The organism is Anoxybacillus sp. MB8 (assembly GCF_011006755.1).
GTDB lineage: Bacteria > Bacillota > Bacilli > Bacillales > Anoxybacillaceae > Anoxybacillus > Anoxybacillus gonensis.
The window spans coordinates 10,776-25,742 of sequence record NZ_RXXX01000013.1 but is presented as its reverse complement, the minus strand read 5'-3'; the positions used below and the strand labels follow the sequence as shown (position 1 = coordinate 25,742).

Sequence of the window (14,967 nt, the reverse complement as noted above, 5' to 3'; positions counted from 1 at the left end):
TGTTTAATTGTATTATATAACAGAGGGTTAAAAAGCGTCAACGTTTTTTTCTTGTTTTTTAGAAAAATATTTTGAAAATTTTGTGAACGGGCGCTGGGCGAATAGTAAAAGAAGCAAAAGAGAGCTCATGGAGAAGAAAAATAATCCCTCTTGCTGTTGTAATACAACGCCACCGATTGCAGGACCGCATATGCTCCCAATACTATATAGCATACCGCATAAAATGTTGCCGACAGGAAGAAGCGACGTTGGCAACAAGTCCGCCATATACGCCATGCCGAGTGAAAAAAGTGAACCGACAAACATACCGGCAACGAAAAGCGTCGTTGTTAGTTGCACAGGAGAAGAAAACCATGTCGCTATAGCAAAACAAAAGGCACCTACGGCTAATGCAATCATAATCATCGTTTTTCGTGAAAAGCGATCGCTTAACGTTCCGAGCGGAAGTTGAAAAGCGATGCCGCCAAGAGCAAACGCAGGAAGCATCATCGCAACTGTCTCAACGCTCAATGCGTTTCTTAGCGCATAAATAGGAAACATGCTATGAAGTGAAGCCTCTAAAAAGCCGTAGCCGAATGGCAACAACAAAGCTGGCCAAGCTTGCTTCCAAGCGTGAAAAAAGCGTGTCGCTCCAACCTTTTCTGTTTCTTCCGTTTCTGGATATGTATGTGGCAAGAAAAATAATAATATCCAGCCACATAAGCTGAGCAAAGATGAAACGATAAACGGCAACGCTTCATGTATGTGAACGAGCGGAACGAGAAGCGGTCCGATCATAAAGCCAACGCCAAACGATAAACCATATAGCGAAATGTTGCGACCGCGCCGCTGAGTAGGAGAAGCGTATGTAATCCACGTTTGCGAACCGAAATGAAGGATGTGATCGCCAATTCCGATAAATAGCCGAAGCATAAACCAAAACAATAACGAAGATGAGATCGGAAAAATCGTCAAAGAAACGATTACGATCGCTCCACCGGTCATAATTAAACGTTTAAAGCCGTAGCGACGAAGCGGACGTTCTAAAAAAGGTGACACGACAAGAACGCCGATGTACATCGCTGTCGCATGTATGCCGCTAAGCGATGAATGAACACCATTTTGTTCAAAAATGATAGAAATAAGCGGCAACAATAGTCCTTGAGAGAGACCTGAAATCATGACGATGCTAACTAAAATAAAAAAATGACGTTGTCGCATAATTCCCTCCTGTAATATATTCACTATGTTCGATATTAAAGCGTTTCACGAGAAGAAGCAACGAAAAAGACGGATGAAAATGGGAGTAGATTTGTGTAAAATATGGTTGATATCCCATAAATGAAAAGGAGACGATTTGATGGAACGCATCTTTTTTTTGTTAACGGTCATCGGTGTTCCACTTTCTGTTGCAGGAAGCTTACTTCATTGGCCTGCAACCCCGATGTTTGTCGTTTATTGTGTCACAATTATTGCGCTCGCTAGCTATATGGGACGAGCGACAGAAAGTTTGGCAATTGTGGCTGGTCCTCGCATCGGTGGACTTTTGAATGCGACATTTGGCAATGCCGTCGAATTGATTATATCCATTTTTGCGTTGAAAGCTGGCTTAGTAAGTGTTGTGTTGGCGTCGTTAACGGGTTCCGTGCTTGGCAACTTATTGCTTGTAGCAGGTTTATCGTTTTTTGTTGGTGGTTTGAAATATAAACGGCAATCATTTAACGTATATGATGCGCGTCATAATTCAGGTTTACTAACATTTGCTATTTTAGTTGCTTTTGTCATTCCAGAAGTATTTTCGATGACGATGAATGAACAAAAAACGTTATCATTAAGTATCGGTATTTCGATGATTATGATCGCCCTTTATTTAGCTGCGTTATATTTTAAACTTGTTACTCATCGCGGTGTATATCAACATAAAGAAGATGTGGAAGAACATGAGGAGCCAGAATGGTCAAAAGGAAAAGCGATGCTCATTTTAGCCCTTGCCACCGTCGCAGTTGCTTACGTATCCGAAAGTTTAGTTCATACGTTTGAAGTCGTCGCTCATTCATTTGGATGGAGTGAACTATTCATCGGGGTCATTATTGTTGCCATTGTCGGAAACGCTGCAGAGCATGCTTCCGCCATCATTATGGCATATAAAAATAAAATGAATGTTGCTGTTGAAATTGCGATCGGCTCAACGCTGCAAATTGCGATGTTTGTTGCACCTGTATTAGTGCTCGTTTCCCTCTTATTTCCGACGCACATGGCGCTCGTTTTTACGCTTCCAGAGCTTGTGGCGATGGTGACAGCTGTCTTATTAACAATCGTTCTTTCCAACGATGGAGATACGAACTGGTTCGAGGGGGCGACACTGCTCGGGGCGTATATGATTATGGGAATTGGATTTTATTTATTGTAATCCGTCAGTTATCGCTGGCGGATTTTTTTGATCAAGAGGATAAATTGTTGACTTTTGAAAAAAATAACGATGAACGATGTAAAAAGAAAGGAGTTTCCGCATGAAAAGATGGTTTGCTTTAAGCATCATATTCATTTTCTTCTGTATTCCAACGGTTAGCGAAGCAACTGTCAAGCTCCCGCCATCGGTTATTGACATTTCAAAAGAAAATACGTATCCGAATCCGACGCAAAATTTGCCGTATTTGCAACCGAGTGAGTTAGCGAAACAACTGCTTCAGTCGGCGAATGTGAAAATTGAAAATCCGGAATTAATTCGTCTTTTAAACGAATCGTCGATTTCAAGCACGCCGTTTGCGATCGGTTATGAAGCAACGATTTATTTAGGACAATGGCCGTTAAATTATGAATCGACGGAAACATCGACGAATTGGGAGTATCAAAAAGTGAATACAAACTTCATCGACAATCGCGGTGGGAAAACCGCAGCGCGACTCACATATCGACAAGAGATGCAAAAACAAGTACGCGGGGGACTAACCGCGAGCATCCCAAATGAAGAAGACGTAAAAAAAATGATGCTACTCACAGCAATGAAAAAGACAAACTTGCCGCTCTCGTTTAGTACGTGGATCGGCATCGGGACGAAAAAAGAACAAGCATATAACGTCCCGCCGAAAAAATTAGGATATTTATACGCCTACGCTCCTGCGGTGAACGAAAAGGGAAAAGTGACGTACGGTGAAGTATATATCGTCTTAAAAGGAAAGAAAAAGAGCATTGTCGTCAAAAACGTGACGTCGCAAGGAATTGGCGCTTGGATTCCTGTACAAGACCGCCTATCATTCGCATTTGTCGCGAGCGACGTTCCGAGATGATGAAAAAAGCTTGTCGAGCGCCCCGACAAGCTTTTTCATCTTACCGTTCGATTTTTGCTTTTCTTGTTGTAAAATCGACATTCGGATAATAACGGTTTTTTACAAGTACATTTGGCCCTAAACATTTTACCGCAGGACAATGGCAGTTCAACGATTTGGCTAAGTCAGATGCCATCCATTTGTCATAAGCAGAAAGAAGCGAGTCGGTTTGAATGTTGCCAAGTGTCGGTTCATCACCAAAATCAGTGACAATAATGTCGCCTGTAAAAATGTTTACATTTAAACGTGAACGTCCATCAGGGTCGTTTCGTACCGTTACATTTTTACTCTCGTATAAACGTTTTAATAGCGCTAAATCTTCTTCGTTGTCGCTGCATGGATAAAAAGGTAACGTACCAAACAACATCCATACGTTCTCGTCCCGTATATCAAGTAAATGATGAATCGTCTCACGCAGTTCATCTAACGTTAATGTTTCTAAACTGCTAGCGAAGTCGCTTGGATACATTGGATGTACTTCATGACGTTGACAGCCCATTTCGTTCACAATTTGGCGATGAATCGTTTCTATATGTGGACGCGTCCGTTTATTTAACATCGTTTCAGCTGAAACGATGACCCCCCTGTTTGAAATGGCACGCGCATTTTCAATCATGCGTATAAAGTAGCGCTCGCGTTGTGCGACAGTTGGCTTTTTATCCATCATCGCAAATCCGCCTTCAATAAAATCATCAATCGTGCCCCAGTTATGCGAAATATGTAAAACGTCTAAGTAAGGAATAATTTTTTCGTACCGTTCTAAATCGAGCGTTAAGTTAGAGTTTATTTGTGTGCGCACTCCGCGTTCGTGTGCATATTTTAGCAGCGGCACGACGTATTGTTCGACGGATTTCATCGAAAGCATCGGCTCACCGCCTGTAATGCTTAACGAACGCAAATGTGGAATTTCATCAAGACGACGAAGAAGAAGATCGAGTGGTAGCGCCTCAGGATCTTTCGTTCGTAACGTATAACCGACGGCACAATGTTCGCAACGCATATTGCAAAGGGTTGTTGTTGTAAATTCGATATTCGTCAACTGCATGCTTCCGTACTGTTCAACATCCATATATGCTTCCCAAGGATCAAATGTCGGAGTAATCGCTTGACGCAACAATGTTTCCATAACCAAGCTCCTTTTATTTTAAAATAGGACTAACGATAATTATGCAAACGAAATGGAATGATTGTCAATGATGTTTCGATCGTGTACGATAAAGAAAAAGCGAGGTGACGATGTTGGGCAACGCAGTATCAGATCAAAATCTACAACTAACATATTTAAAAACGCGCTTAAATATGTTTCTTGAAGTGCTCGAAGCGCTCGATCCAGAAACGGCTGAATTAGAAGACATTGACCGCCTTATTCAAATGATTGATGATTTAGAAATGAAATACGAGCGGTTTAAAAAAGATTGGGAAAAAAGTCGCTAAGCGACTTTTTTTCATGTTCATAAAAGAGGTATAATACAAGTGGAGAATTCGAAAAATTGTTACATATTGAACAAAGGGGAAGGGACATGGTGATGGAAAAGTTTCAAGAAAGTATGTACAAGCTAATTGTTGAAACGTCAACAAAGTTGCCAAAAGATGTACGACGTGCCATTGCGAAAGCAAAACTGCGTGAAAACGCAGGGACGAGAGCAGCGATGTCGCTTGCTACGATCGTGCAAAACATTCAAATGGCCGATGAAAACGTATCGCCGATTTGCCAAGATACAGGTTTGCCGACATTTAAAATTAAAGTGCCGGTTGGGGTCAATCAAATGGAAATGAAAGAGGCGATTCGCCGAGCGATCGCTCAAGCAACGAAAGACGGGAAACTGCGTCCAAACTCGGTCGATTCATTAACAGGTGAAAATAGCGGCGACAATTTAGGGATCGGGTTGCCTGTCGTGAAATTTGAACAATGGGAAAAAGATTACATTGACGTTCGCTTAATTTTAAAAGGTGGCGGCTGTGAAAATAAAAACATTCAATATAGCTTGCCGTGCGAGTTAGAAGGACTTGGTCGCGCAGGCCGCGATTTAGATGGCATTCGTAAATGTATTTTACATGCGGTATACCAAGCGCAAGGGCAAGGCTGTAGCGCAGGATTTATTGGCGTTGGGATCGGCGGCGATCGTTCTGCGGGGTACGACTTAGCAAAAGAACAACTATTTCGTCCTGTTGACGATGTCAATCCGAACGAAGATTTGCGCAAACTAGAAGAATACATTATGGAAGCTGCCAATAAACTCGGCATCGGCACGATGGGATTTGGCGGGGAGACGACGCTTCTTGGCTGTAAAATTGGCGTCATGCACCGCATCCCAGCTAGCTTTTTCGTTTCTGTCGCATACAATTGCTGGGCGTTTCGCCGTTTAGGTGTCATCATTGATCCACGCACAGGCGACATTCAAGAATGGTTGTATCAAGAAGGCGAAGATGCCGATTTCAAACAAGAAGAAACCGAAATGACAAGCGAAGCGCGTGAAGTTGTGCTTGAAGCGCCAATTACTGAAGAACAAATTCGCTCGCTAAAAGTAGGCGATGTCGTTCGCATTAACGGCATGATTTATACAGGCCGCGATGCGATTCATAAACATTTAATGGATCACGATGCTCCGGTCGATTTAAACGGTCAAATCATTTATCACTGTGGACCGGTTATGTTAAAAGATGAAAACGGCAAATGGCACGTCAAAGCAGCTGGTCCGACGACAAGCATTCGTGAAGAGCCGTATCAAGGAGAAATTATGAAAAAATTTGGCATTCGTGCCGTCATCGGAAAAGGTGGAATGGGGGCGAAAACGCTCGCCGCGTTAAAAGAACATGGTGGCGTGTATTTAAATGCCATTGGTGGTGCAGCGCAATATTATGCGGAATGTATTCAATCAGTAGAAGGCGTCGACTTTTTAGAATTTGGAATTCCAGAAGCGATGTGGCATTTGCGTGTGAAAGATTTTACAGCTGTCGTCACGATGGATTCACATGGAAATAGCTTGCATGAAGATATCGAAAAATCGTCGCTCGAAAAATTAGCTCAATTTAAAGAACGTGTATTTTAATGGAAATCCGTCTAGCCTAAGCTAGGCGGATTTTTTATGCTTCTTTTTGCACAACCTATCATTGAAATGAATATGGAGGTGCAGGCAGTGAAAAAAACGATCATCTTCTTTCTCTTCTTTTTATGTTGGCCGCTCAGTCAAGGAGAGGCGATGTCATGGGGATTTAAGCGAAGCGAAAATCATCTCCCTCCTTCTGCAGGAAAACAGTTAGATGAACTACTCGCCAAATACGATGCGTTTTATTTAGGTAATCCAACAAAAAAATATATTTATTTAACGTTCGATAACGGGTACGAAAATGGCTATACCGGACAAATTTTAGATGTGCTCAAACAAAAAAAAGTTCCCGCTACGTTTTTTGTGACCGGCCATTATTTACAATCTGCTCCGGATCTAGTGAAACGGATGGTGAACGAAGGGCATATTGTCGGCAACCATTCATGGCATCATCCTGATTTAACGACCGTTAGCGATGAGAAGTTACGTGAGGAGCTAGAGATGGTCAGAAAGAAAACAGAACTGTTGACGGGTCAGAAGCATATGCGCTACATGCGTCCTCCACGCGGCATCTTTGATGAGCGCACGATGCGTATTGCGCGCGAACTTGGCTATTATCATGTCTTTTGGTCGTTAGCGTTCGTCGATTGGCACGTTCACGATCAAAAAGGATGGACATACGCTTACAATCACGTCATGAAACAAATTCATCCGGGTGCCATTATATTGCTGCATACAGTATCCAAAGACAATGCCGATGCGCTTGCTAAAATTATTGACGATTTGCGAAAAGAAGGATATGTTTTTAAAAGCTTAGACGATTTCATGTTGCAAAAAATCAATGTTCCTACTTGGATTTTCTCCCTTTGACGATGTGCAAAGGGATTTGTTTTGATACAATGGGAAAGGGGAGAGATGGTAATGATTCATGTTCAGCCTCCGTACGATTTTACGCGAGTATGCGAACGGCTGGCAAACGATCCGCTTATACGTATTCATCATAACGAAATCACCGTTCCGCTGTATGTGAACGAAAAGCCGCTTCTTGCGTGCGTGAAAAGCGTTGGAACAAAAGAGAAACCTGCGTTTGTCGTGTCGTGTGACGAAGAACAGCATAAAGAAGAAGTGATCGCGCGTCTTTCGCGCATTTTTCATTGGGACAGGCCGCTTGCTTTCATTCACCATCATTTTATACAAACAAATTTGCGCGACGTATTTATCGCTCATGAAGGAACACCGCTCGTATTAGAATTTGATTTATATTTTTGTTTAATGAAATGCATTATTCACCAACAAATTCATATGAAAGTGGCTCATCGGCTAACGGAACGTTTTGTCCATACATTTGGTGAGCGTCTCGGGGATGTATACATTTATCCGCGGCCTGAGCGCGTCGCCAATGCTTCATATGATGAATTGCGGGCTTTGTCGTTAAGTGAGCGAAAAGCGCAATATATTATTGATATTTCACGGCTTATCGTAGAAGGAAAGTTGCGCTTAGAAGAGATGCATTCGCTTTCTGACGAGGAAGTGGCGAAACAGCTCCTTTCGATCCGTGGCATCGGTCCGTGGACGGTGCAAAATTTTTTAATGTTTGGTCTGGGGCGTCCAAATGTATTCCCGAAAGGAGACGTCGGTTTGCAACGGGCGATTGAACGAACATTTCAGCTCGATCATCGCCCGACGATGAAAGAAATGGACGCATTTCAACGAATGTGGGAACCATATGCAAGCTATGCCGCTTTGTATTTGTGGAGAAGTATAGAATAGGAGAGAGAACGATGCTACAACAAGGACAGCAATTTCCATTAACGATTAAACGATTAGGCATTAACGGAGAAGGGGTCGGCTATTTTAAAAAACAAGTGGTGTTCGTTCCAGGAGCGCTTCCAGGAGAAGAAGTCGTCGTTCAAGCGACGAATGTGTACCCAACATATACAGAAGGAAAAATGGTGCGCATACGAAAACGGTCCCCTCATCGTGTTAAGCCGCCTTGTCCAGTATATGAACGGTGCGGTGGATGTCAACTGCAACACCTTGACTATCACGCGCAATTAGAGGCAAAACGTGATATCGTCATTCAAGCACTGGAACGCCATAGCCGATTAAATATAGAAGCACTTCATATTCGTCCGACGATCGGAATGGAAGACCCGTGGCATTATCGCAATAAAAGCCAATTTCAAGTCGGAGTAAAAAAGGGACGCGTCATCGCTGGACTTTACAGCATGAACTCGCACGAGCTTGTTGACATTGACCGCTGCTTGATTCAACATGACGCGACTAATCGCGTCACAACGGTCGTGAAAGCGATTTTACAAGATTTGCGCATTCCGGTTTATCACGAACGAAAGAAAACAGGTGTTGTGCGCACGATTGTCGCCCGGGTCGGATTTTTTACAGGTGATGTACAATTAGTCATTGTGACAGCGACGAAAGAACTGCCGCGTAAAGAGCTGTTTGTAGCGGAAGTGAAACGCCGTTTGCCGGAAGTAAAATCGATCGCGCAAAACATTAACGGGCAAAAAACGTCGCTTATTTTTGGCGATGAAACGATCGTTCTCGCAGGTGAACCGTACATTCAAGAAGTGCTCGGCGACTTATCTTTTGAGCTATCGGCTCGCGCCTTTTTCCAGCTTAATCCGATTCAAACGATCAAGCTATACGACGAAGTAAAAAAAGCAGCAGCACTAACGAAAAACGAACGCGTCGTCGATGCGTACTGCGGCGTCGGAACGATCGGGCTTTGGCTTGCGCGTGAGGCGAAAGAAGTGCGCGGCATGGACACCATTCCAGAAGCGATTGACGATGCGCGCCAAAATGCCGAACGTCACGGCTTCACCAACGTCACTTATGCGGTTGGAAAAGCGGAAGTATTGTTGCCAAAATGGGTGAAAGAAGGGTGGAAGCCAGACGTCATCGTTGTCGACCCTCCACGAACAGGCTGCGACAACGCTTTATTAAAAACGATATTACAAGTGAAACCGAAAACAGTCGTGTACGTTTCTTGTAACCCATCCAGCCTCGCACGCGACATCGACACCCTTGCAAAGCACTATCACATCGAATACATTCAACCGTTCGATCTTTTTCCACATACGGCGCATGTCGAGAGTGTCGCAAAGTTGGTGAGGAAGTAATGAGTCAACTACCCCCACTTAGCTAACGCTTGAAGCGGGGGCTTGCAACTCCCCAGAAGTGCGAATGGACTTCGTCCTCCTTCCTTGACTTGGGGTTACATCAGGGGCAGGTTGACGACTGCCCAACGACATAGGTCATGCCTATATCGCTACCGAGTGGCTCGGCATGTCTGTAGGCAGTACTTGACTTCCACGCACAACAGACGGATGTACGCTCGATGTTTTACGGTTGCAACGTTTCCTGCAACCAACTCCCTACATCGAGTAACGGGGATTGGAGTGCCTTGATTCAACGGTTTTCTCCACATTCTTATTCTATCATATACAAAAGAAAGGAGGAAGGGCGATTCCTCCCTGACTTTCGCTCTCGCTTAGAAGTCGGGGTCTCCTCGCCAAAGACGATGAAAACAGACATAGGCGAATACATAGTAGGTGGGTATTTAAAAGTCATCAAACAATGTGACTTTGTCGATTATAACGTTCGTATGCCAGGCGGCGGGCTGAAAGGATTGAGTGAACTCGATGTTGTCGGATTAGATTTTAAAACAAAAACAGCGTATTTATGTGAAGTGACGACACACATACGTGGGTTGCTTTATGGCAATAATCAAACGACCGTTGAAAAGATAAAGCAAAAACACGAAGTGCAAAAAGAATACGCCGAATTATTATTAAAAGACTTTCCTAATCGTATTTACATGTTTTGGTCACCTTATGTGCCAGAGGGATATATCACTACAGAGTTGGGAAAGATCGAGACGCTTCAATTAGTGATTAATAAAGATTATACTCACTGTATTGAAGAAATGAGAAAATTCGCAGCGAAAAATACAAATGACTTAGGGAATCCATTTTTAAGGGTGCTGCAAATTCTTGAACATTTAAGATAAAGAAAAATTTGCTTTATTGGCAAACAGTGCCTGTCACTGTTCTCCTGGGCTATAACTTGTTATCGCATTTAAAACAGAAGGGGGGCTAATATAACTCTATTTTCTTATGTACAAAAAAACTTAGTATTGCAGTAGAAAACGATGGACGGCTTTTTTGATGTTTTTGTAAAATAGAGTACAAATATTTCAATTTTTCTACATATTTGACGTCATTTAAGGGAGTTTGAAAAAATGGCTTTACGCAATCAACTTTTGCAAGTAATGGAGCACTATTTACAAGCAAAAAGAGATAGCATTTCGAAACACCCAATCGCCCATTTAGTCACTCACGAAATTCCTACGATTATTCGGCAATTTCATTTTGTCAATCGAGAACGCTATCTTGTGGAAGGATCTGTTGGTAAAGGGAATTGGGCCGCGATTCCATGGATTGCTGTGATGGACAAAACGGTCACAACGTCTACGCAAAGAGGATATTATATTGTTTATTTGTTCAGTGAAGATATGAAAAGAGTTTATCTAACCTTTGCCCAAGGAGTCACGGAAACCCCAAAAGATGAAATGCTCCAAATTAAAGAAGAAATTCGTCAAATCATTCCAATGAGCGAAAACGTCAAAAAAGACGACGAGATTGACCTTGGCGAAAGCAAAAAAGCAAAAGACTATAAGCTGTCTGTCGCTGCTTATATCCCATACTCGTTTGAACAAATGCCATCAGAAGAACAACTACAACAAGACTTACAACAAATGATTCAATACTATGAAAGATATGTGGAGATTAAAGTTGATATGAAGCAAATAGAAACATCTTATTCGTATGAAGCGATTACGAATCATATCTATTCCTATATCTCCGGTAAAGGTTTTTACTATACAAAAGGAGAAATAATCAATTTATTTTTATCATTGAAAACAAAACCGTTTGTCATTTTATCAGGCATTTCAGGAACGGGGAAAACAAAGGTCATTCAATGGCTTGCGGAAAGTGTAGGAGCGACAGAAAAAAATGGAAGATTTACGTTAATCCCTGTTCGCCCTGATTGGAACGATGGCTCTGATTTACTTGGATATGTCGACATCAAAGGAGAATTTAAGCCAGGACCGCTCACGAAAGTGGTGCTAGAAGCGGAACAAAATAAAGAGGATCCTTATTTTGTTTTGCTTGATGAAATGAATTTAGCCCGTGTCGAGCATTATTTTAGCGATATATTAAGTGTGATGGAAAGTCGGCGTTGGGAAGATGGAAAAATCGTATCATCCAATCTTCTTTCAAAAGAAATAGCTGGTCAAGACATCTCCCTGCCACCAAATGTGTATATCATCGGAACGGTGAATATGGATGAAACAACCCACCCTTTCAGCAAAAAAGTGTTAGACAGGGCTAATACGATCGAATTTAACCGCGTTCAACTTAATCATCTAGATTTTTTAAAAGAATTAAAGGAAGCAGAGCCTATTCAGTTAAAACAAGAGGTGTTTACTGCTAAATATTTACATTTAAAAGACGTTTATCATCAATATCCTCACATTGTTGAAAAAGCAACAACTGAATTAGTCCAAATCAATGAATATTTACAACCGTTAGGAGCACATGTTGGCTATCGGGTCCGCGACGAAATATGTTTTTATCTTGCCTATAACGAAGAAGGACAGTTGATGACATATGAGAATGCCTTTGACCATTGCCTGCTGCAGAAAATCTTACCAAGAATCTCTGGAAGCGACACAAGAGTGCAGCACGCGTTAGAACAATTATTTACGTTTTGCACGAACATTGAATTAAACGGGGAATACGATGGCCTGCTGGATTTTACATATGCGAAATATCCGAAAAGTGCAAACAAAGTGTTAGACATGTTAAGGAGGTTGGGGGATGATGGCTTTACCTCCTTCTGGATTGGTTCGTGAGGATGTTGAGCTCGTCCATATTGAAACCGAATGTTTAACCCTTGTTATAAAAGGAAAGCCGTATCATGAACAGTATCAAGGGTTACAGCAATACCGTCAACTGGACTTTCATGAATGGATGGAGTTTTCGGTAGAAGGGGAAGGCATCCAAGAAGTGAAAGTATTTGATATTGATCAACAAAAGTTAGTCGAATGGTCGACACATCGCCCGATCTTTTTTGAAAACGGCATTTATCAAGTAATCGTTTCCCCGAAAATGGATGGCGATTTCACATTTTATCATGAACATCCGTTATTAAGAAGAGCGATCGATAAAGTAAAAATCGGCAATGACTATATACTAATGGGAAATCTGCAGTTTCAAAATGAAGTTGGCTTTTCCACCTTTGAAATAAGAAATGGAAGCAAGACGATCTTAGAAGTGACTCTCGAAATTTTTCCGACGAAATTAAATTATAAAGAAGATTATCAAAAACTATTACAAGAAGTAAGTGATGAAATTTACAATCTTGCCTTCCACTTTATCAAGAAAACGTATCAGCGGGCGAAAGCGAAGCTCGACGGCACGCCGTCACGCAGTGAATTTTTCCGCCTGATGGAAGCGCATTTTCACGATTTTCTGCAAGCGATCAACCAAATTGAACGGCAGCCGCATCATCAACTCGTCACTACCCATGTAAAAGCGAGAGGTGATCAGCTCGGCCGGCTTGATCAAAAAGGGAGACAATATTTGCGGAAACGACCGCAATTATTTTGTGAAGTCGCAAATGGCTTGATGCTTCATGGACGTTCCGTGATGCCGATATCGGGATTAAAAATGAAAAAAGAACTGACTTACGATACGTTAGAAAACCGTTTTGTCAAATGGATGATGATGCGGTTGCTTCATAAATTAACTGATTTATTTGCAAAAGTAGAGTCAAAAAACAAACGATATGAAGTCGAACCAGACACTGATTTGCTTGCAAAGATTGCGAACATGAAAAAAGAATTAGAAAAGAAAACGAAAAATCGATTTTGGCAACCAATTGGAAAGCTCGATCGTTCTGTGACGAGTCTTGTTTTACAAATGGCACCTGGTTACCGCGATGCCTTTCAAATTTATTTAATTGTTACACGAGGCCTTGCGCTACAAGGGAAGCTGTATCAAATGTCTGTTAAAGATGTTGCGACGCTATATGAGTACTGGACGTTTTTGAAATTAGGACAACTGTTAGGAAAAAAGTATAAGCTCATTAGTCAGGACATCATCCGAGTCAATCGCACAGGTTTATTTGTCAATTTAGAAAAAAACCGCTCCGCGACAAGAGTATATGAGCACCCGCATACGGGCGAGAAAATTACGCTCACCTATCAAAAGTACGAAGGGAAACTGCCGACGATTCCGCAAATTCCCGATACGATGTTGGCGATTGAAAAGAAGGGAAAAGACTACACGTACAATTATATTTTCGACGCCAAATATCGCATTGATTTTGCGGTTGAAGGAAGCAGCTATCATCGAAATTATCAACTTCCAGGGCCAATGGAAGAAGATATTAACACGATGCATCGCTATCGTGATTCCCTCGTTGTCCGCCACAATGGTCCGTACGAAAGAGCGGCATTTGGCGCTTATGTGTTATTCCCTTGGTATGATGAGGATAGCTACGAAGAACATAAGCTATACAAAAGCATTAATGAGGTCAATATTGGCGGACTGCCGTTTTTGCCGAATGCGACACGTTTAGTCGAACAACTCATCGAGCGGCTCATCGAAAAAAGCCCAGAGGAACTGCAGAAGGAAGGGATTCTTCCAAGAGGAACAATCGAAGAATGGTGGTCTTCTTTAGATGAGAAAGTGATTGTCGGAATGGTGCCGCGAGAGCAAAACTACCGCGCCCATCTCCAGCACCGCTTTTATCACATTCCTGTGAAGCGATTAAAAAAAGGTTGGCAAGAAGCGAAATACATTGCGCTGTATCCAAAAAAAGGAGCGGCCCCAGTAAATGGGGTTACTTGCTATGGGAAAATTGTCGATGTCCAATTTGTTCAGCGCTCCGAAATCAAAGAATTGCCGAAACCTAGCACAGAACCATACGTCAAATTTATCGTCGAAAGCTGGAAACCGCTAAAGGACATTATAAAACCGGTTGGTTATGGAATATCGGTCTACACGATGACAACGTTAAATACCTTAAAAGAAGCAAAAGAACTGCCAGAGCTATTCATGAAATCGAAAGAAGAAGTCACTTTGTGGCGTATGTTGCGCAGACTATCCAACCGCATCCGCTTTGACCTCGATGATCGCTATCTTGATAAAGCATCGAGAATTGAAGCGTATCGAATCAAAGATATTGTCATTAAGCTAGCTGACCGACAGCTAGTGATTGTGAAAGGGAATGAAAGTAAGAAGTTGCAGATTGATTATTTGCTGAAACAGCCGTCGGTAGTGTTTAAGGAAATTTTGAGGATGATGGGGTAAAACATTTCGGAAATCGAGAAAAATGTTGAAAAGTGATCATTATGAAAAGTAAGAGACTTTTTTGTTACCTGATGGCAACGATGAAAAAATAGCGCCGTATTCCCGTATTGGTCAAATGGATTTCATACATAATGAGGAATATTGTAAATTTTATGCTAGAATGATTGTGTACAATTTTTTATGAGATAACGCATTTCGTTTTACAATAATTTC

The 14,967-nt window shown here is 42.0% G+C and carries 12 protein-coding genes; 10 read left to right on the top strand and 2 right to left on the bottom strand.

Annotated features, from left to right (window positions below):
- Positions 1-27: 27 nt before the first annotated feature.
- Positions 28-1,200 (bottom strand): MFS transporter, encoded by a 1,173-nt coding sequence (locus EKC99_RS06580; RefSeq protein ID WP_163151131.1) that lies wholly within the window; start codon positions 1,198-1,200, stop codon positions 28-30.
- Between the two features lie 139 nt (positions 1,201-1,339).
- On the opposite strand from EKC99_RS06580, the gene cax reads away from it, so the two are divergent.
- Both cax and EKC99_RS06570 read left to right on the top strand, forming a co-directional pair.
- Entirely contained in the window at positions 1,340-2,389 is a 1,050-nt protein-coding gene (gene cax / locus EKC99_RS06575) for a calcium/proton exchanger (protein ID WP_009360830.1), read from the top strand.
- A 100-nt stretch (positions 2,390-2,489) separates the two neighbouring features.
- Positions 2,490-3,266 (top strand): YfkD famly protein, encoded by a 777-nt coding sequence (locus tag EKC99_RS06570; RefSeq protein ID WP_009360831.1) that lies wholly within the window; start codon positions 2,490-2,492, stop codon positions 3,264-3,266.
- A 40-nt stretch (positions 3,267-3,306) separates the two neighbouring features.
- Here EKC99_RS06570 and yfkAB read toward each other — a convergent pair whose 3' ends face one another.
- Positions 3,307-4,431 carry a radical SAM/CxCxxxxC motif protein YfkAB gene (gene yfkAB, locus EKC99_RS06565; protein ID WP_163151129.1) on the bottom strand — a complete coding sequence of 375 codons (1,125 nt, stop codon included), beginning with the start codon at positions 4,429-4,431 and terminating at the stop codon, positions 3,307-3,309.
- Between the two features lie 113 nt (positions 4,432-4,544).
- Between yfkAB and EKC99_RS06560 the strand changes: the two genes are divergently transcribed.
- The 8 genes from EKC99_RS06560 to EKC99_RS06525 all read left to right on the top strand — a co-directional run bounded on the left by EKC99_RS06560 (position 4,545) and on the right by EKC99_RS06525 (position 14,754).
- Positions 4,545-4,739: an SE1561 family protein gene (locus EKC99_RS06560; RefSeq protein WP_026011859.1), complete on the top strand. Its 195-nt coding sequence runs from the start codon at positions 4,545-4,547 to the stop codon at positions 4,737-4,739.
- Between the two features lie 92 nt (positions 4,740-4,831).
- Complete coding sequence (locus EKC99_RS06555; RefSeq protein WP_163151178.1) at positions 4,832-6,355, top strand: fumarate hydratase; 1,524 nt, start codon at positions 4,832-4,834, stop codon at positions 6,353-6,355.
- A gap of 36 nt (positions 6,356-6,391) precedes the next feature.
- Positions 6,392-7,222, top strand: coding sequence for a delta-lactam-biosynthetic de-N-acetylase (gene pdaA, locus EKC99_RS06550; protein ID WP_163151127.1), 831 nt, complete (start codon positions 6,392-6,394; stop codon positions 7,220-7,222).
- 51 nt (positions 7,223-7,273) lie between these two features.
- A complete protein-coding gene (locus EKC99_RS06545) occupies positions 7,274-8,122 on the top strand; it encodes a DNA-3-methyladenine glycosylase family protein (RefSeq protein ID WP_163151125.1) in 849 nt (282 codons plus the stop codon).
- A gap of 11 nt (positions 8,123-8,133) precedes the next feature.
- A complete protein-coding gene (rlmD, locus tag EKC99_RS06540) occupies positions 8,134-9,492 on the top strand; it encodes a 23S rRNA (uracil(1939)-C(5))-methyltransferase RlmD (protein WP_163151123.1) in 1,359 nt (452 codons plus the stop codon).
- Between the two features lie 284 nt (positions 9,493-9,776).
- Positions 9,777-10,382, top strand: a complete 606-nt coding sequence (locus EKC99_RS06535) for a hypothetical protein (RefSeq protein WP_240468819.1) — start codon at positions 9,777-9,779, stop codon at positions 10,380-10,382.
- Between the two features lie 231 nt (positions 10,383-10,613).
- The gene (locus tag EKC99_RS06530; protein WP_163151119.1) at positions 10,614-12,290 is read left to right on the top strand and encodes an McrB family protein; all 1,677 of its coding nucleotides are present in this window, start codon (positions 10,614-10,616) and stop codon (positions 12,288-12,290) included.
- The gene (locus EKC99_RS06525; protein ID WP_163151176.1) at positions 12,259-14,754 is read left to right on the top strand and encodes a restriction endonuclease-like protein; all 2,496 of its coding nucleotides are present in this window, start codon (positions 12,259-12,261) and stop codon (positions 14,752-14,754) included. The genes EKC99_RS06530 and EKC99_RS06525 overlap by 32 nt, the downstream gene beginning before the upstream one ends.
- Positions 14,755-14,967 lie beyond the last annotated feature (213 nt).